Raw genomic sequence first — 19,197 nt, 5'->3', positions numbered from 1 at the left:
GGGCGACCGGGCAAAGGGCGCAGGGCCGCGCCCTCTGCACTCCGGGCCTGGCGACAAGCCTGCCCGCCGCTGCGCGGCACATTCGCTCGCAGACGCTCTCCACCGTCCCGGGACAATATCGCTTTGCCATCACAGGCCAGGTATGACAAGTTGGGTTGGCAGACACACTGAAATGCTATCAGCCATTTTTTCTTCATATGACTTATTTATTGAGGCAGGTATCCACGGATGAAAATAAGTATCAAAACTCCGCTTATAAATTCGCTTCCTCTGAGTGAATGCTTAAAAACCAATGTCTGGTTAAAAATGGAATCGGCTCAACCCACCGGTTCATTTAAACTCCGTAGTGCAGCCAATGCATGCCGGTATTATGCAGAGCAAGGTGCTACCGGCTTTGTCAGCTCATCCGGCGGCAATGCCGGAATATCGGTGGCACACAGTGGAAGAAAGCTGGGGCTGCCGGTAACGGTCGTCGTACCTGAAACCACCTCGTTAATGGCAAGGCAGCTAATTCTCCGTGAAGGTGCAGAACTGATTGTCCACGGAAAAGTCTGGAGCGAAGCTAACGATTACGCATTATCACTCACCGGCGGTAACACGGTTTATATCCATCCGTTCGATGACCCGCATCTGTGGGAGGGGATCAGCACCATCATTGATGAAGTTATCGGGGAAGGGCTGAAGCCTGATGCGGTCGTTTTATCGGTCGGAGGAGGTAGTTTACTTTCAGGTGTCGTTCAGGGGCTGGTCAGACACCGGTTAGGGGATATCCCTGTCTATGCCGGTGAAACCTATGGTACCGCATCACTTAATGCTTCGGTGAATGCCGGCGAACTCGTCAGATTACCGGTTGTCAGTGGCATAGCCACAACACTCGCCGCAAGCCAGGTGTGCAGAAATGCATTCGATGTGGCCACCCGCCACAACGTTCACAGTATGCTGGTCTCCGATGAAGAAGCGGTGAGTGCCTGCCGGGCGTTTCTTGATGACCATCGGGTACTGACGGAACCTGCCTGTGGTGTTTCACTGTCACTGTTGTATGATCGGAAAATTCAGTTCGCTGCCGAAGATAACGTGCTGGTGATCGTGTGCGGTGGTGCATCGGTTACTGCCAGCGCCATACTGGCTTAACCGGAGCCCCGACTGGCAGGCGCTTATACCTGCGGGGATCCCGGCGCTGATAACGATGTAATGAGGGTGGCGGCAGGCATTGCAGTCTGCAACCCTCACATTCGTCCTGAAAGGGCTCACCCTGACAATGGCCAGGTAGCCTGCACGCTGGCCTGCCAGGCCTTTATCCCTTTCCGTTCGATAGCGGCGACGTTCACCTGCGCGGTGACTATCGTGCTGCAATCACAGTACTCCCGGCCTGGTTGTGAAATTCCGGAGACAAAAAAGCCCCCTGCGACTGCAGGAGGCCTGGTTCAGAGAAGCTAATCGACCTGTGAATGTGCCTGACGGCCCGGGTGATCAGTTAACTTTTTCAGAGATAGCACTTTTGGTGTCAGATGCTGCATCTTTGGTTTTATTCCAAAGTTTGGTTGCACCTTCCTGAGTACCATTCACCGCTTTGTGAGTGGTTTCTTTTGTCTTATTCCAGCCTTTTTCAGTACCTTCTTTCGTACGGTTCCAGGCTTTCTGTGATTTTTCTTTCGCAGCATCAGTATTAGTGGTGTGACCACCATTTTTCAGCTTGTTCACTGTCTGCTCGTTTTTTTCCTGCAGACGGTGTTTGGTTTTGTTCGCGATTTCCGCGCTACGGTCTTTAGCCTGTTCGGTCGTCTCAGACGCGCTGTTTTTCAGCTGCTGAGTCTGTTCCTGAACCTGCTGTGAAGTTGTTTCTGCAAATACATGCGCTGTGAAGAAAGTCATCGAAATAGCAACAGCAGTTAATGTTTTTTTCATCTTCATTTCCCTTGTTTTAGGCTATGTAAAAAACCTAGCAGCCAATCTTTATTCTTACAAGGCGCACTCTGAGAATACAGAATTCTCTTACAGCGACCGGTGATGCTGCCGATACCCGCATTATCACCTTTTGCCTGTGCGAACGGGTACTCGTCTGTGTATATGTGCCTGTCCGTGTCGTGTGTCGTGTGTCGTGTGTCGTGTGTCCGGCAGATTAAAGATGCATTTGACTTGCATCAATAAGTCTGACACGCCTTTATCGTAAGGTGGTATCTCTGTCATTCCCGTGAGGCCGCAATGCGTAATACCCGACTCTGCGTGATTGGAAATGGTATGGTGGGACACCGTTTTATTGAAGAGCTGATCGATAAATCGCCCGCAGACCGCTACGAGATCACTGTATTCTGCGAAGAACCCCGCCAGGCATATGACAGGGTCCATCTCTCATCTTATTTTTCACATCATACCGCTGAAGATCTGTCGCTGGTCCGTGAAGGTTTTTACGCAAAGCATCATATTCAGGTCTTTATTGCAGAGCGCGCACTCACCATCGATCGTCAGCGCAAAGAGGTGAGCTCCGGAGCCGGCCGCACGGTCTGTTACGATAAGCTGGTGATTGCCACCGGTTCTTACCCCCGGGTCCCCCCGATTGAAGGCAGTAACGGCCCTGACTGCTTTGTCTACCGGACCATTGAAGATTTGAACGCCATCGAAGCCTGTGCACTGCGCAGTAAACGCGGGGTGGTTATTGGTGGCGGATTACTGGGGCTTGAAGCGGCCGGCGCACTGAAAAATCTCGGGATTGAAACCCACGTGGTCGAGTTTGCCAACGTATTGATGGCCGAACAGCTGGATACGACCGGCGGCGAACAATTACGTAAGAAAATAGAGCGTCTCGGGGTTCAGGTTCATACCGGAAAGAATACCCGCCAGATTATTCAGCAAGGCAGTGAATCGCGTAAAACTCTGTTATTTGCCGACGGTTCTTCGCTGGAGACCGATTTTGTGGTCTTCTCTACCGGTATTCGCCCGCAGGACAGTCTGGCCCGTCAGTGCGGACTGGTGACCGCCGAACGCGGCGGGATTGCCATTAACCGGCAGTGCCAGACCAGCGATGCGGACATTTATGCTATCGGCGAATGTGCCAGCTACCAAAACCATGTCTACGGGCTGGTCGCTCCGGGATACAAAATGGCACGGGTAGTGGCCGCACACTTGTGTGATCAGTCAGCAGAATTCGATGGCGCCGATATGAGCGCCAAACTCAAATTACTCGGGGTCAATGTCGGTGGACTGGGCGATGCTCATGGCCGTACCCCGGGCTGCCGAAGCTATATTTATCTTAATGAAACTAAAGAAGTTTATAAGCGTCTGATCGTCAGTGCAGATAACAGGTTACTGCTGGGTGCCGTACTGGTCGGAGATACCACCGATTACGCTAATTTATTACAACTCATGCTGAACGGAATTGAACTGCCGGAAAATCCTGAGCAGCTGATCCTGCCTGCCTGCGCGGCAGGAGAGAGCCGGGTCATGGGTGTCGATAAACTGCCGGACAGTGCACAGATCTGTTCATGCTTCGATGTCAGTAAGGGCACCATCATTAAGGCGATTGCCGATGGATGTCATACGGTGGCAGCACTGAAAACCGCGACCCATGCCGGCACCGGTTGTGGCGGATGTATTCCGTTACTGACGCAGGTACTGAACAGTGAACTCTCACGACAGGGAATCGAGGTCACCCACCATCTGTGTGAACATTTCCCCTATTCCCGTCAGGAGCTGTTCCATCTGATCCGTGTCGGACAAATCAAAACCTTCGATGCATTACTCCGGCAATACGGAAAAGGCTATGGCTGCGAAGTCTGTAAACCTGCCATTGCCAGCCTGCTGGCCTCCGCGTGGAACGATTTTATCCTGCAGCCGGCACTGGTGCCATTACAGGATTCCAACGATAACTTTCTGGCCAATATCCAGAAAGATGGTACTTATTCGGTGATCCCCCGTAGTCCCGGGGGGGAGATTACCCCGCAGCAATTACGTGTTATCGGTGAGATAGCGACCGACTTTTCCCTTTACAGCAAGATCACGGGGTCGCAGCGGATTGCTCTGTTTGGTGTTCAGAAAGATGATTTACCGGTGATATGGCAGAGGTTACTGGATGCCGGGTTTGAAACCGGTCATGCCTATGCCAAAGCGCTGCGCATGGCAAAAACCTGTGTCGGTAGTCGCTGGTGCCGTTATGGTGTCGGGGACAGCACCGGGCTCGGGGTCATGCTGGAAAACCGTTATAAAGGTATCCGTACCCCGCATAAAATGAAGTTCGGTGTCTCCGGATGCACCCGTGAATGTGCTGAAGCACAGAGCAAAGATATCGGCGTCATCGCGACAGAAAAAGGCTGGAATCTTTATGTTTGCGGTAATGGCGGCATGAAACCCCGCCATGCGGATTTGCTGGCTGCGGACCTCGATCAGACCACACTGGTTCGCTATATCGATCGCTTTATGATGTTCTATCTGCGTACCGCCGATAAATTACAACGCACTGCCGTCTGGCTGGAAAATCTGGAAGGTGGCATCGATTATCTGAGAAAAGTGATCATCGACGATAATTTAAATATTGCGGCGCAGGCGGAAGAGGATCTGCGTTTACTGCGGGAAAAATATCACTGTGAATGGCGTGAAACGCTGTCTGAACCGGATACACGCTTACGTTTCAATCATTTCGTTAACAGTCCGCAACGCGACATGCTGGTACAGATGGTCCCCGAAGGCCAGCAACACCGGCCGGCCCGGCCGGAAGAACGCATCCCGGTAGCCCTGCAGGAGGATAAGTGATGACTGAATGGGTCACTGTTTGTAAGGTCAACGATATTCTGCCGGGGACCGGCGTCTGCGCTTTGCTTGAAAATCAGCAAATCGCCCTGTTCCGCCCACGGGATGATGTGCAGGTCTATGCCATCAGTAATATTGACCCTTTTTTTCGGGCAAGCGTACTCAGCCGCGGCATTATCGCTGAACATCAGGGCGACCTTTGGGTTGCCAGCCCGTTAAAGAAACAACACTTCAGACTGCGTGATGGTTTGTGCATGGAGGACAACCGTTATTCTGTGGCCGCGTATCCGGTGAAGGTTTCTGAGGGGGCTGTGCAGGTCAGCACGATGCCGGTGCCGGACAGTCACGACGATACGGTGATCCGTGAATGACCTGCCCTGCCCGGGGTAACTCCGGACCATATTTTCCGGCAGTGACCGGTCAGGCCATACTGACCGGCGCAGCCCCCGGGGACACGGAATTGCAGAGACTGAACGCCCTGCGATCCCTGCAGTAAGCGGAGGTGGTGGCTTTCCCCCCGCGGGTCTCTGACGGGATGCTGGCGCTGATCCCGCAGAGCGCTAAACGGATCGCTGCCGGGAAGCGATCTGGTCGCCCTGATCATTGCCGGGACGGGATTAACCGCCTCCTGATCCGTGAGGCAGGCTCCGGTCAACGAGTGGTCAGACTGAAAGGAGGTGACCCGCTCATTTTGGGTCGGGGCGGAAAAAGCCGGAAGCGCATCAGGCCGCAGGTATTCAGTGCTCCGTGCTTTCCGGAATTACCGCCGCCAGTGGCTGCGCCGCCACATTTATTCCGCGGACACACCGGGAACACGCCTCCGGCGTACGCTTTATTACCGGGCCCCGGTGTTATATCCGTTACGTCCAGAGGTTCTGTACGGACGAAACGCTGGTGATTTACAGGGGGTTACTGCGGGCAGCAGATATCTGTACGCAACTCCAGGATACCGGTGCCGGGAAACCTACTGATGCCGGATGCCGGCTATCACTCTCAGTCCTGCCGGTCGCGGTAATTAAGAGCGGCCCCCGGCCACAACAGCGCGTCAGGGTCGGGAAACGGGATGAGCTGTCAGGGTGCTGTGACGATCTCCGCAACTCCGGTCTGATTCCTGTCGGGTTCGTCGTTCTTCTGTGTCGGGGATATCAGAAAGCCCCTGAAAAGTTTACTGATGAAATAATTACAGAAACTAAGCATCCTGAATTTATCGTTAATTCTCAGGACTACGGAAAAATTAAATAAAATTAATTTATATTATTAATTATTTTTTAATATCAGAAAAGATCGTGTTATTCCGAAATTAATAGTCCCTGAAACCTGTCTGAGATCAATCATGGGAGACCATCTGCCGGGATATAGTAATCGCGCCGTAACAATACAATAAAAATATATCAACAGATAAGAAAGATAATAGTTAATTAGTATTTTTTAGTTCATCTGTTAACCCTGTCGTTACCTGACACCAGGTAATTTCTCTATCAACTATTAACACTGAGCTTAGCCATGTCGTTATCAAAGAGAAAAAACTCCGGACTGCTGCAGCAATGGGAGCCGGAAAATAGTCAGTTCTGGGAGCAAAGCGGGAAAAAAATAGCACGGAGAAACCTGTGGGTTTCGGTATTTGCGTTATTGCTCTCCTTTTGTGTCTGGATGTTGTTCAGCGCAGTTTCAATTAATCTGAACAAAGCCGGTTTTAATTTTACGACTGATCAACTATTTATGTTAACGGCCCTCCCCGCACTCTCAGGGGCTATCCTGCGCGTACCTTATTCCTTTATGGTGCCGTTAATCGGTGGCAGGAAATGGACAGCGATTTCTACGGTGATCCTGATTATCCCGTGTCTGTGGCTGGGTATCGCGGTACAGGATACCAGCACCCCCTACTCCACGTTTATTATCATCTCGTTGCTGTGCGGTTTTGCCGGAGCCAACTTTGCGTCAAGCATGGGGAATATCAGCTTTTTCTTCCCGAAATCCCGCCAGGGAAGCGCACTCGGTATCAACGGAGGTTTGGGGAATCTCGGCGTCAGCGTGATGCAGCTTGTCGCTCCGCTGGTCCTTGTCATCCCGTTATTCAGCCTGATGGGAGGCAAAGGGGTCGCTCAGGCAGATGGCAGCCTGCTTTGGCTGGCAAACACCGCCTGGGTCTGGGTCCCCCTGTTGTTTATCGCGACGCTCGCCGCCTGGTTTGCCATGAACGATGTTCCGGGCACCCGGTTATCCATCCGCCAGCAGTTGCCGGTGCTGAAACGCGGTCATATGTGGTTACTGAGCCTGTTGTACCTGACCACGTTTGGTTCTTTTATTGGCTTCTCCGCCGGGTTTGCCATGCTGGCGAAAACACAGTTTCCGGGCGTCGATATTCTCAAACTGGCCTTCTTTGGTCCCTTCATCGGTGCGCTGGCCCGTTCATTCGGCGGCATGATCTCCGATAAGTTCGGCGGAGTTCGCGTCACACTGATTAATTATATCTTTATGGTGATCTTCACCGGGTTGCTGTTTTTCACTCTGCCGGTCGAAGGCGTGAGCAACGGTAATTTCAACGCGTTCTATGCGGTATTTATGGGGCTCTTCCTGACTGCCGGACTGGGGAGTGGCTCAACGTTTCAGATGATCGCCGTGATCTTTCGTCAGCTGACGATCAATAAGGCGCTGAAAGACGGAGTCAGCGAAAGCAAAGTTCAGCAACTTGCTGTCACTGAAACCGCCTCCGCGCTGGGCTTTATCTCTGCCATTGGGGCCTTCGGCGGATTCTTTATTCCTAAGGCCTTTGGTAGCTCACTGGATCTCACCGGTTCGCCGGTGGGGGCGATGAAGATCTTCCTGGTATTTTACATTGTCTGCTTACTGGTCACCGGACTGGTCTACGGTCGTAAAAAACCCGCGAAACAATAACAGAGCATGCCCGCTCTGCGGGCATTTTACCGGCCGGATACCTGACAGAGTCAATGGTGAAGCAACCTGCTCTGCACGGAGAACACTATGAGCAAATTACTGGATAAACTGCGCTACTTTAAGCAAAAAGGCAGCACGTTTTCGCAACAGCACGGCCAGACGATGGACAGTAACCGTGACTGGGAAGACAGTTACCGGCAGCGCTGGCAACACGATAAAATTGTCCGTTCTACCCACGGCGTTAACTGTACCGGGTCCTGTAGCTGGAAGATCTATGTGAAAAATGGTCTGGTGACCTGGGAGACCCAGCAAACCGATTACCCGCGTACCCGTTCAGACTTACCTAATCACGAACCCCGCGGATGTCCGCGCGGAGCCAGTTACTCCTGGTACATCTACAGTGCAAACCGCCTTAAGTATCCCTTAGTCCGAAAGCAATTAATCCGGTTATGGCGCGAAGCCCGCCAGGAATTCAGCGACCCGGTCGATGCCTGGGACAGTATTGTCCGTGATGAGCAAAAAACTGCCCGCTATAAAAAAGCCCGCGGAAAAGGTGGCTTTGTCCGTTCAGACTGGAATGAACTGAACCAGCTGATTGCTGCCGCCAATATCTGGACCGTCAAACACTACGGTCCGGATCGGGTCGCCGGTTTCTCTCCGATCCCTGCCATGTCGATGGTTTCTTATGCCGCGGGTACACGCTACCTCTCCCTGATGGGAGGCACCTGCCTGAGCTTTTACGACTGGTATTGCGACCTGCCACCGGCATCCCCGATGACATGGGGGGAGCAGACGGATGTGCCTGAATCGGCAGACTGGTATAACTCTGCTTATATCATTGCCTGGGGTTCGAATGTACCGCAAACCCGTACGCCGGATGCGCACTTCTTCACTGAAGTCCGGTACAAAGGAACAAAAACAGTCGCCATCACCCCCGATTATGCTGAAGTCGCGAAGCTCAGTGATCAATGGCTGGCACCTAAACAGGGAACCGATGCGGCTCTGGCGATGGCGATGGGCCATGTCATTCTCCGGGAGTTTCATCTCGATAACCCCAGCGACTATTTTATTAATTACTGCCGGCGCTACACCGATATGCCCATGCTGGTCATGCTGGAAGAGACCGGTGAAGGTTATTACAGTGCGGGCCGTCTGTTAAGAGCCGCCGACCTGGCTGACAACCTGGGTGAAAGTAATAATCCGGACTGGAAAACCGTGGCAATTAACCATGACGGTCAGTTAGTGATCCCCAATGGTTCGGCCGGTTTCCGCTGGGGACAAAAAGGCGGGTGGAACCTGGAGGCCCGTGCAGGCGGGCAGGAAACTGAATTGCGCCTCAGTCTGGCGGAAGAGTATGATCAGCTGGCCGAAGTGGCCTTTCCTTATTTCGGTGGCCAGCAATCCCCCCATTTTCGCCACGTTGAACACTCTCCGGTGCGGGTCCACACCTTACCGGTGAAACTGCTGACTCTCGCTGACGGTACCCAGGCAAAAGTCGTGAGTGTGTATGATCTTACCTTAGGGAATTACGGGATCGATCGCGGCTGGGGCGATGCTCAGGCCGCCAGCGCCTACGATGAAATAAAAGCTTACTCCCCGGCATGGGCAGAACAAATCTGCGGCGTGCCCCGCGACCAGATTATCCGGATTGCACGGGAGTTTGCGGATACCGCACACAGGACCCACGGTCGTTCCATGATCATCGTCGGGGCCGGTATGAACCACTGGTATCACATGGATATGAACTACCGCGGCCTGATGAATATGCTGATCTTTTGCGGCTGTGTAGGACAAAGCGGGGGTGGCTGGGCGCATTATGTGGGGCAGGAAAAACTGCGCCCGCAAACCGGCTGGCAACCGCTGGCATTTGCGCTGGACTGGAGCCGTCCGCCACGCCATATGAACGGGACGTCCTTTTTCTATAATCACTCCAGCCAGTGGCGTTACGAAAAACTTTCACCCCGGGAACTGTTATCTCCGCTGGCAGATAAACAGGCCTTCAGCGGCCAGTTGATTGATTTTAACATCCGTGCTGAGCGCATGGGCTGGCTGCCCTCTTCGCCGCAACTGAATACCAACCCTCTGACCATTGCCGCAATGGCCCAAAAAGCCGGTATCTCTCCGGTGGATTATACCGTGTCGGCGCTGAAGCAAGGTGAGTTACGTTTTGCCTGCGAACAGCCGGACAGCGGTAATAACCATCCGAGAAATTTGTTTGTCTGGCGTTCGAATCTGCTGGGATCTTCGGCGAAAGGCCATGAATATATGCTGCGTTATCTGTTAGGGATCGACAGCGGTATTCAGGGGGAGGAAACCGTGGCTGACCCGGAAATGTCCCCGCAGGAAGCAGACTGGCAGACGCCGGCCCGGGAAGGGAAACTGGACCTGCTGGTCACCCTCGACTTCAGGATGTCCAGTACCTGTCTGTTCTCCGATATCGTTTTACCGACGGCGACCTGGTATGAAAAAGACGACATGAATACGTCAGATATGCATCCCTTTATCCATCCGCTGTCAGCCGCCGTCGACCCGGTATGGGAATCCCGCAGTGACTGGGAAATCTATAAAGAGCTAGCCAAAACCTTCTCTGAACTCTGCCCGGGTCACCTCGGGGTGGAAAACGATGTAGTGCTGTTACCCATCCAGCATGACTCCCCGGCGGAACTGTCCCAGCCTTACGATGTTAAACAGTGGCACAAAGGTGAATGCGAACTGCAGCCAGGCAAAACGGCTCCGCATATCATGGTGGTAGAACGTGATTACCCTGCCCTCAGTGAGCGCTTCACCTCTGTCGGTCCGTTACTGGAAAAGCTGGGCAACGGCGGTAAAGGGATCTCCTGGAACGCAGAGAAGGAAGTCGAACTGCTGCGTCAGCTTAATCACACCCGCGCTGAAGGTGCAGGGAAAGGTCAGCCTCAGCTTAATACGGCCATCGATGCCGCAGAAATGATCCTGGCGCTGGCCCCGGAAACCAACGGCCAGGTCGCCGTAAAAGCCTGGGAAGCTCTGGGCGAAATTACCGGACGGGACCATACCCATCTTGCCCTGCCAAAACAGGAAGAGAAAATTCGTTTTCGCGATATCCAGGCACAGCCAAGAAAGATTATCTCCAGCCCGACCTGGTCAGGACTGGAGGATGAACATGTCTCTTATAACGCCTGTTATACCAATGTTCATGAACTGATCCCCTGGCGCACACTGACCGGCCGCCAGCAGCTTTACCAGGATCACCCCTGGATGCGTGCCTTCGGGGAAAGTCTGGTCAGCTACAGACCGCCGATTAATACGCGCAGTGTTGAGAAAATGCAGCATATTCCTTCCAATGGCTATCCGGAGAAGACACTGAATTTTCTGACCCCTCATCAGAAATGGGGGATCCACTCCACTTACAGCGAAAACCTGCTGATGCTGACGCTGTCGCGCGGCGGACCGATCGTCTGGATGAGTGAGGAAGATGCCCGGGATTTGGAAATACGCGATAACGACTGGATCGAAGCCTTCAACAGTAACGGCGCACTGACTGCCAGAGCGGTGGTCAGTCAGCGCGTGCCTGCAGGGATGACCATGATGTACCACGCACAGGAACGCATCACGAATATCCCGGGCTCCGAGGTGACGGGAATGCGTGGGGGGATCCATAACTCGGTGACCCGTATCAGCCCTAAACCCACACATATGATCGGCGGTTATGTTCATCAGTGCTACGGGTTTAACTATTACGGCACCGTGGGATCCAACCGCGATGAATTTATTATTGTCCGCAAAATGAAAAATATTCTCTGGCTGGACGATGAAGGACGTGATCAGGTTCAGGAGGCTAAGCAATGAAAATACGTTCCCAGGTAGGCATGGTCCTGAACCTTGATAAATGTATCGGCTGTCATACCTGTTCCGTGACCTGTAAAAATGTCTGGACCAGTCGTGAAGGTATGGAATACGCCTGGTTCAATAACGTGGAGAGCAAACCCGGCACCGGTTATCCGACCGCATGGGAGGATCAGGAAAAATGGCGCGGCGGCTGGATCCGTAAAATCAACGGCCGGCTGGAGCCCCGCCTGGGTAGCAAAGTCGGGGTATTAAGTAAAATTTTCGCCAATCCGCTGGTGCCGGGGATCGATGACTATTACGAACCTTTTACCTTCGATTACCAGCATCTGCACAATGCGCCGCAAGGTAAACATCAGCCGACGGCTCGTCCGCGCTCACTGATCACCGGTCAGCGGATGGATAAGATCACCTCAGGCCCGAACTGGGAAGAGATTCTCGGCGGAGAATTTGCAACGCGCTCTGCCGACCAGAACTTTGCGCACATAGAAAAGCAGATCTATGGCGAGTTTGAGCATACGTTCATGATGTACATGCCGCGCTTATGTGAACACTGTCTGAACCCATCCTGTGTCGCGACCTGCCCGAGTGGCGCGATTTATAAGCGTGAAGAAGACGGTATCGTCCTGATTGACCAGGATCGCTGCCGCGGCTGGCGCTTATGTATCAGTGGCTGCCCTTATAAAAAGATCTACTTCAACTGGAAAAGCGGGAAGTCTGAAAAATGTATTTTCTGCTATCCGCGTATCGAAGCCGGTATGCCTACCGTCTGTTCAGAAACCTGTGTCGGCAGGATCCGTTATCTGGGCGTGCTGCTCTATGACGCCGATAAGATCTCTGAAGCCGCTGCCACGGAAAATGAACAGGACCTTTATCAGCGCCAGTCCGGTATTTTCCTCGATCCGCATGATCCGCAGGTGATCCTCGAAGCACAGAAACAGGGGATCCCGCAGAATGTGCTGGAAGCCGCAAAAAATTCGCCGGTATGGAAACTGGCAATGGACTGGAAACTGGCTCTGCCGTTGCATCCCGAATACCGTACCCTGCCGATGGTCTGGTATGTCCCCCCGCTCTCCCCTGTTCAGTCGGTCGCTGAATCCGGAGCTTTAGCCAGCGATGGCGTATTACCGGCGGTAGAAGAACTACGGATCCCGGTGCAGTACCTGGCCAATATGCTGACCGCCGGGGATACCGCCCCGGTGCTTTCAGCATTAAAGCGCATGATGGCGATGCGCCATTATAAACGCGCTCAGACGGTGGAAGGCAAAACCGATACCCGCGCACTGGAGCAGACGGGGCTGACGGTGGCTCAGGCTGAAGAGATGTACCGCTATCTGGCCATAGCCAACTATGAAGACCGCTTTGTCGTGCCTTCCGGTCACCGTGAAATGGCAGGACACGCATTCCCGGAAAAAAGCGGCTGCGGATTTACCTTTGGTGATGGCTGCCACGGGAGTGATAGCCGTTTTAATTTGTTTAACAGCCGCCGGATCGATGCCATCAACGTGTCGGAAAAAACAGGAGATCAGTGATGCTGCCATTAAAACTGATTGCTGTCATGCTGGAATACCCTTCTCAGGAACTGTGGGAGGCTTCGGAGGAAATTTTAGCCATTATCGCCAGTGAATCGCCGGAGTTACTCGAATTTTCGCAATGTTATCTGCAGGCCCCGTTACTGGATCGCCAGCAGGAATGGTGTGAAACCTTTGACCGGGGACGCGCCACCTCACTGCTGCTGTTTGAACATGTCCATGCTGAATCGCGTGATCGCGGACAGGCGATGGTTGATTTAATGGCGCAGTACCAGGCAGCCGGATTACAGCCGGATTGCCGTGAGCTCCCCGATTATCTGCCGGTATATCTGGAATATCTGTCGCTCTGCCCGGAAGAGGATGGCCGTCAGGGATTACGGGATATCGCTGAAATACTGGCTCTGCTCGGCGGACGTCTGACACAACGTGATAGTGGTTATCAGGTGCTGTTTGACCAGCTGTTACATCTGGCTGACAGCCCGCTACGTAGCCACACAGTGCTTGAGAAAATTGCCGGAGAATCCCGCGATGATACTCCGCAGGCAATGGATGCTCTCTGGGAGGAAGAACAGGTGAAATTTATCGACGATACGGCATGTAATAATGCGGCTAACCAGCAGTATCGCCAGCGCTTTCGTGAGCAGGTCACCCCACAATATCTGGACTTATCGGCCGGAGGTGTCAAATGATGAGCTGGCTGAATACCTTTCTGTTCGATCTTTACCCCTACCTGTGTGGAACGGTGTTTCTGGCAGGCAGCTGGCTGCGTTACGATTATGGCCAGTACAGCTGGCGGGCAGCTTCCAGCCAGATGCTGGATAAAAAAGGCATGACTCTGGCCTCCAACCTGTTTCATATCGGTATTCTCGGGATTTTCTTCGGACATCTGTTTGGGTTACTGACCCCGCACTGGGTCTATGAGCCCTTCCTGTCGATTGCCGCGAAACAAAAGATAGCCATGGCGGCCGGGGGAATTTGCGGCATGATGACGGTGATCGGCGGGGCACTGCTGCTGAAACGCAGGCTGTATAATCCCAGAATCCGGGCAACCTCCACCCACGCCGATATTCTGATCCTCAGTTTACTGGTGATCCAGGCGTGCCTCGGATTAACCACTATTCTGTTTTCCAGCCGCCATATGGACGGTGAGGAGATGATGAAGCTGGTTGGCTGGGCGCAATCTATCGTCTTTTTCCGGGGTAATGCAGCCTCTTTTCTGGACGGGGTGGACATGATCTATCGGGTACATCTGGTGCTGGGAATGACGCTGTTTTTATTATTTCCTTTTACCCGGCTGGTGCATATCTGGAGCGCGCCGGTGGAATATCTGACCCGCCGCTACCAGCTGGTTCGTTCGCGGCACTAGTCAGAAGCATGACACTCAGCGGCGGCAGGCGTTAGCGCCTGTCGCTGCTTTCACAGAGTATCCCCGGTAAACAGGCGGTATCCGAGATCCACGGTTTCAGTACCGGCTTTGCGGCGCTCTTCCAGTTGCGCAATCAGCAGTCCGGTGGCGACCTGGCCCATTTCCAGCCTTGGCGTGATCACACTGGCCAATTTCTGCTGATTGGCTGAACCGATATCCAGTCCGTGGAAACCGGCAATCGCGATATCTTCCGGGACCCGGATCTGACGGGCCTGGCACTCCAGTAACACGCCCATCGCCAGATCATCATTGGTACAAAATATGGCATCGGTTTGCGGATGCTGTGTAATGATTTGCTGAAATAACCGGCGACCTAAGGCCATGGAGGAGATGGCTCCGGGGAGATAATGCAGTCCTGATAATCCGGATCGCTGTAATGCCTGTGTCATCCCCTGATAGCGACTGGCATCCCGCGGATCGTCCATCGCACCGATGAAGACCATCTGTTGTTTACCCCGCCGGATAAATTCCGTCGTCATATCAAACGCCGCCTGCCGGTTATCAAATCCGACCTGGATATCCAGCGGTTCGGCGGTTATTTCCATCAACTCCGCCACAGGAATACCGGAGGTTTTCAGGTAATCCCTGGCCGTCTGAGTATGCTGTGTCCCGGTCAGCAGCAGACCATCAATATGATAGGAGAGAAGAGTGATTATTTTTTCCTGTCCGACCTGCGGATCATAGTTATCACTGGCGATAATGGTCTGATAACCATGCTTTTCTGCAACCTGCTGAATGCCTTCCAGCACATCTGAGAATATCTGATTCCGGAAAGACGGAATGATGACTCCCAGCGTCCGGCTCCCCGCCCCCGACAGTATTTCCGGCAACCGGTTGGGGATGTAGTTATGCTGGCGCATGACTTCATCAATCGCACCTCTGCTACGCTCAGAAACCTTAGACGGATCTCGCATATAGCGACTTACCGTCATTTTTGTCAGGCCTGCCAGGGTCGCGATATCCTCCAGGGACATACGGTTTCGTTTCATCACATTTCCTGTAAGTATTTTTTCGCGGATAGTCTGCCTGTGAAATGCAGAGACTGCCAGGATAACCCTGCAGGATGTGACGCTGACCACCGATCAGCATCAGGCGGAGACGCTGCGCGTAGCAACGTCCCCGGTAAGTGATAAAGGCAGATACGGGATACCGGTGACGGGCGGTGATATCATTCCCCGCCCGTGCGGATTAAACTGACGCTAACATGCCGCCATCAACAAACAGAATATGGCCATTCACAAAATCAGATGCCGGCGCTGACAGGAATACAGCAGCCCCTTTCAGCTCTTCAGGTTTACCCCAGCGGGCGGCGGGTGTCCGGTGACACAGCCAGTCGGTAAATTGTTTGTCATTGACCAGAGCCGATGTCATTTCTGAATCAAAATAACCCGGTGCAATACCGTTAACCTGAATATTATACCGCGCAAGTTCCACACACATGCCTTTGGTCAGCATTTTTACGGCCCCTTTGGATGCAGCATAAGGGGTAATATTGTCGCGACCTAATTCGCTTTGCATAGAACAGATATTAATGATTTTTCCGCGCTTACGCTCAATCATCTTCCTGGCAACCTGCTGAGATACCAGAAACACCGATTTCTGGTTAACATTCATAATGTTATCCCATTGCTCCACCGGGAAATCGGTGAAAGGTTTACGGAACTGAATACCGGCATTGTTAATCAGAATATCCAGCGAACCGATATCCGTTTCGATCTGTTCAATCGCTTTCGTAACGGCTTGCGGATCGGTGACATCAAACGCGCAGGCATATGCCGTTATTCCTGCCTGCTGTAATTGCACCACAGCTTGTTCGCAACGCTCCCGGCTGCGCCCGTTGATAATGACTTCGGCACCATGCTCACCCAGTCCGTAAGCCATCAGTAATCCCAGCCCCTGGGTAGATCCGGTGATTAAGGCTCGCTTGCCGCTCAGATTAAATAAGTTACTCATTTTCCGACCCCGTATGACCAACTGTTACGCGTAACTGTACGCGCAACAGTCCGGGGAATAAACGTCTTTCTGACTGTTACCCCTAAGCTTTGGGAATATATGTGATCCTTGTCAGAGATTTTATCTCAAATGTTCTTAGATACCGATCTCTGTTACGCGCTGAGATGCAGAGTAAAATATCGCGGTAAAGAAAAAGACAGACCTCTGACTTATACTGTGGCTGGTAATTATGTTGCCAGAAACGCCCTGTTATAAAGGCCATGACCGGATGCGGGTACCCCAAATAATTTATTCTTCGCCTTTTATCGGCAGACTGACACTATTAAATATCGCTACCCGCCGAATAGGACTAACTGAAATATTCTTATTTTTAAATAATTTGGGCTAACTCTATAGAACAGAGGACAAATAGCTGACATAATCCGGCGATATTTTAATCATATCAGTGTTTAAAATCTTCAGGCGACGGATAAAAATCAGCCAACACATAATACTCCGGCACGCTTATTACGCTTTGCACTGACTTCGGAAAAATCAGGCAGAAAAAAATCACCTTGTAAATCAACCAAATAATATAAATGTGGTGTTATATGAATAACAAGGAAGTCATTCGTTCCATTGCCATTATCGATACCTGTAACTATACCTGCATGGCAATATCTTCTATATGCAGGCACATCTCTGACAATATTATTGTCTACACATTTTCTTCGGTAGAAGAACTACTAAATCATCGTTCAGTACGTGAATTTGATTTCATTTTTTATGATATCCTGACTACCTGTCCGATAGTGATCGATCCCGAAAATGATATTTTAAAGATAAAGTCGACAAACCCGCATTGTAAGGTTTGTCTGCTCTCGGTGTTACACCAGTTTATGTATATTAAAAATGCCGACTTTGAACTGGACAAACGGCTTCCCCTGGACGACTTCAGCTTTTTCATTCGTATTCTTTGCCGGGACACACAAGGAAAATGCAAAAGAAATTATAGTGTTATATTCCATAGCCGCCTGGACCTGACAAAAGAACAGGTATCGCTGTTACGCGGTTATCTTTATAACCTGAATACTAAAGAAATCGCCGAACTCCTGCAGTGTAATCTGCGGAAAGTGTATTTTTATCGGGAAGGGGCAATAAAAAAAGGGCACAGTAAGAAAAGTTTTTTCCGCGCTATCGGTCGCCTGGTCAATCCCTGATGGCTCACAGCAGAGTGCCTGGAAACTCCTCCGTCTCAGGCCTTATTCCCGGAAAGACGTCTGAGGTCAGCAGACGCAGATCGGGCATAAACCGGAAATCATGGTCGACAGATAGTTACTAAGAACCAGACGGGGTCGGTTATCAGTAAAACCCGGCCCTGCTGGCAGGAAAAATAATTAGTGTTGCGGCTGCAGGTGGTACAGATTCCGCGAAAACGATGAGCCACACGCTCAGAGAGCATACGGTTCTGTATTAATGCCCTGCCTTACCGCTTTTCTTACCACCCTGTATGCCCTGATCCCGCTATGCCGTTTATCGCGGATTATCTGAGGAAGACGAACTAACGTAGTCAGGACAGGGCAGAGAATGCCAAAGAGGTTAGCGAAAGCTGTCATTCAGAACCGGTGGTGCTGTCTTTGCCGCAGTCAGCCGCGAGAGTGATCGGACGGCCCCAACGCGGTATTCGGCTTTCTGGCCCGCACTACCCGCCGCTGGCTTCACTGACCATAAGAATGATCTCTCGTCGCCTTCAACCCCGCCTGCGTAAAACATCTGAAGGGTTCAGCCAGTGCTGCTGGCTGCTCCCGCACTACCCGCCGCTGGCTTCACTGACCATAAGGATGATCTCTCGTCGCCTTCAACCCCGCCTGCGTAAGACGTCTGAAGGATTCAGCCAGTGCTGCTGGCGGCATTGCGGTAACCTCCGGCCCGGGAATTGAATCCTGTTACCAGCGCATCTCAGCATCATGCAAGGTGCTTCGACGCTGAGCATACAAGGGCAGCAACGAGGGATCATTTTACGGAATACCGGCAGCGTCGCTGACGATCCGTTTTATTGTCTGAATGTTACCTATCCCTTTATGAGTCACAAAATCTGTAAGATGAACCGACAAAGTCAGTAATTTACTGGCCAGTACCCGCCCCTGCCGGCCATGACCTTCATTCAGTGTTGAGATAGAACTCTGCTGAAAAATACTCAGTTCTTCTTCCGCCGGTCGATCGCTGAAGGCAGGTAGATTGCGTTTTTCACCCTAAGAGGAGTGCCGGTGTGCCAGTGAAAGCAAAGCAAGCGGGGATAGTATCGTTACCTGTCTCAATGCTTCGGTTTATATGGAGGTTTAAGTATGCAGCAGACCCCGGATTTACAGACTGACCTGCACGGCGCCGCTACGGCAACGTCGTGGTGAGCCTCTGCCACAATGACCGGCCTTAACGGCCTTACCCGCGTCACCGGCCGGATCAGGGGTAAATGATCCTGAGGGCTACAGCAAAAACTGGTAAGCTCGGCATACTGGAGCAGGCGCCGGCATTATTGCTGTCAGGGGAGACAGGTATCGGAGGCGAGCCTCTATCACGTCGGGATCCTGGCAAATAACAGCATTACAGGTTCACGAGGTAAAATGAGTGTAGTCATCGGCACTGCGAGCAAAGAAGAAGGCCGCTTCCCCGGGGGGGTCACCGAAATGTTTGCCAGTAAGCTGAATTTAAAAGGAGACGACCTGCATTTCGGGCAGATAATCACCGCCTGTTATGTCATTTTTATCGTCTTTATCCCGTTCTTCTTTCCTGGTGTTGATTGCTGGCCATTGCCCCGATGCGGTTGGGCTGATCGGAAATCATCGCCCA

At 52.2% G+C, this 19,197-nt stretch carries 14 protein-coding genes; 10 read left to right on the top strand and 4 right to left on the bottom strand.

Annotated elements, in window-relative coordinates; all coding sequences use genetic code 11:
• A partial coding sequence (locus JK223_RS12440; protein WP_212714500.1) for a hypothetical protein occupies nucleotides 1-197 on the bottom strand: 197 nt, incomplete at its 3' end.
• Between the two features lie 31 nt (nucleotides 198-228).
• Between JK223_RS12440 and JK223_RS12435 the strand changes: the two genes are divergently transcribed.
• Nucleotides 229-1,131 (top strand): pyridoxal-phosphate dependent enzyme, encoded by a 903-nt coding sequence (locus JK223_RS12435; RefSeq protein WP_212714499.1) that lies wholly within the window; start codon nucleotides 229-231, stop codon nucleotides 1,129-1,131.
• A gap of 339 nt (nucleotides 1,132-1,470) precedes the next feature.
• On the opposite strand, the gene JK223_RS12430 is transcribed toward JK223_RS12435, so the two are convergent.
• On the bottom strand, nucleotides 1,471-1,905 hold the full coding sequence (locus tag JK223_RS12430; RefSeq protein ID WP_212714498.1) for a hypothetical protein: 435 nt from the start codon (nucleotides 1,903-1,905) through the stop codon (nucleotides 1,471-1,473).
• 297 nt (nucleotides 1,906-2,202) lie between these two features.
• On the opposite strand from JK223_RS12430, the gene nirB reads away from it, so the two are divergent.
• From nirB to narI, 8 genes are all read left to right on the top strand, one after another.
• On the top strand, nucleotides 2,203-4,743 hold the full coding sequence (gene nirB, locus JK223_RS12425) for a nitrite reductase large subunit NirB (protein WP_212714497.1): 2,541 nt from the start codon (nucleotides 2,203-2,205) through the stop codon (nucleotides 4,741-4,743).
• Nucleotides 4,743-5,111, top strand: coding sequence for a nitrite reductase small subunit NirD (gene nirD, locus JK223_RS12420; RefSeq protein WP_212714496.1), 369 nt, complete (start codon nucleotides 4,743-4,745; stop codon nucleotides 5,109-5,111). The genes nirB and nirD overlap by 1 nt, the downstream gene beginning before the upstream one ends.
• 131 nt (nucleotides 5,112-5,242) lie before the next feature.
• The gene (locus JK223_RS17185) at nucleotides 5,243-5,638 is read left to right on the top strand and encodes a hypothetical protein (protein ID WP_371813129.1); all 396 of its coding nucleotides are present in this window, start codon (nucleotides 5,243-5,245) and stop codon (nucleotides 5,636-5,638) included.
• A gap of 605 nt (nucleotides 5,639-6,243) precedes the next feature.
• Complete coding sequence (locus JK223_RS12415) at nucleotides 6,244-7,635, top strand: NarK family nitrate/nitrite MFS transporter (protein WP_212714495.1); 1,392 nt, start codon at nucleotides 6,244-6,246, stop codon at nucleotides 7,633-7,635.
• Between the two features lie 87 nt (nucleotides 7,636-7,722).
• Nucleotides 7,723-11,463 carry a nitrate reductase subunit alpha gene (locus JK223_RS12410; protein ID WP_212714494.1) on the top strand — a complete coding sequence of 1,247 codons (3,741 nt, stop codon included), beginning with the start codon at nucleotides 7,723-7,725 and terminating at the stop codon, nucleotides 11,461-11,463.
• Nucleotides 11,460-12,992, top strand: a complete 1,533-nt coding sequence (narH, locus tag JK223_RS12405) for a nitrate reductase subunit beta (protein ID WP_212714493.1) — start codon at nucleotides 11,460-11,462, stop codon at nucleotides 12,990-12,992. The genes JK223_RS12410 and narH overlap by 4 nt, the downstream gene beginning before the upstream one ends.
• A complete protein-coding gene (gene narJ, locus JK223_RS12400) occupies nucleotides 12,992-13,681 on the top strand; it encodes a nitrate reductase molybdenum cofactor assembly chaperone (protein ID WP_212714492.1) in 690 nt (229 codons plus the stop codon). The genes narH and narJ overlap by 1 nt, the downstream gene beginning before the upstream one ends.
• On the top strand, nucleotides 13,681-14,358 hold the full coding sequence (gene narI / locus JK223_RS12395; RefSeq protein ID WP_212714502.1) for a respiratory nitrate reductase subunit gamma: 678 nt from the start codon (nucleotides 13,681-13,683) through the stop codon (nucleotides 14,356-14,358). The genes narJ and narI overlap by 1 nt, the downstream gene beginning before the upstream one ends.
• 50 nt (nucleotides 14,359-14,408) lie before the next feature.
• Here the strand turns inward: narI and JK223_RS12390 are convergent, their stop codons facing one another.
• Nucleotides 14,409-15,407: a LacI family DNA-binding transcriptional regulator gene (locus JK223_RS12390; RefSeq protein ID WP_212714491.1), complete on the bottom strand. Its 999-nt coding sequence runs from the start codon at nucleotides 15,405-15,407 to the stop codon at nucleotides 14,409-14,411.
• Nucleotides 15,408-15,606: 199 nt separating this feature from the next.
• Nucleotides 15,607-16,371, bottom strand: coding sequence for a gluconate 5-dehydrogenase (gene idnO / locus JK223_RS12385; RefSeq protein ID WP_212714490.1), 765 nt, complete (start codon nucleotides 16,369-16,371; stop codon nucleotides 15,607-15,609).
• A 590-nt stretch (nucleotides 16,372-16,961) separates the two neighbouring features.
• Between idnO and JK223_RS12380 the strand changes: the two genes are divergently transcribed.
• Entirely contained in the window at nucleotides 16,962-17,570 is a 609-nt protein-coding gene (locus tag JK223_RS12380; protein WP_212714489.1) for a hypothetical protein, read from the top strand.
• Nucleotides 17,571-19,197 lie beyond the last annotated feature (1,627 nt).

The organism is Tatumella sp. JGM118 (assembly GCF_018257515.1).
GTDB classification, from domain to species: Bacteria; Pseudomonadota; Gammaproteobacteria; order Enterobacterales; family Enterobacteriaceae; genus Tatumella; species Tatumella terrea.
The sequence above is the reverse complement of the archived record's forward strand: the minus strand, read 5'-3'. Positions and strand labels throughout refer to the sequence as shown.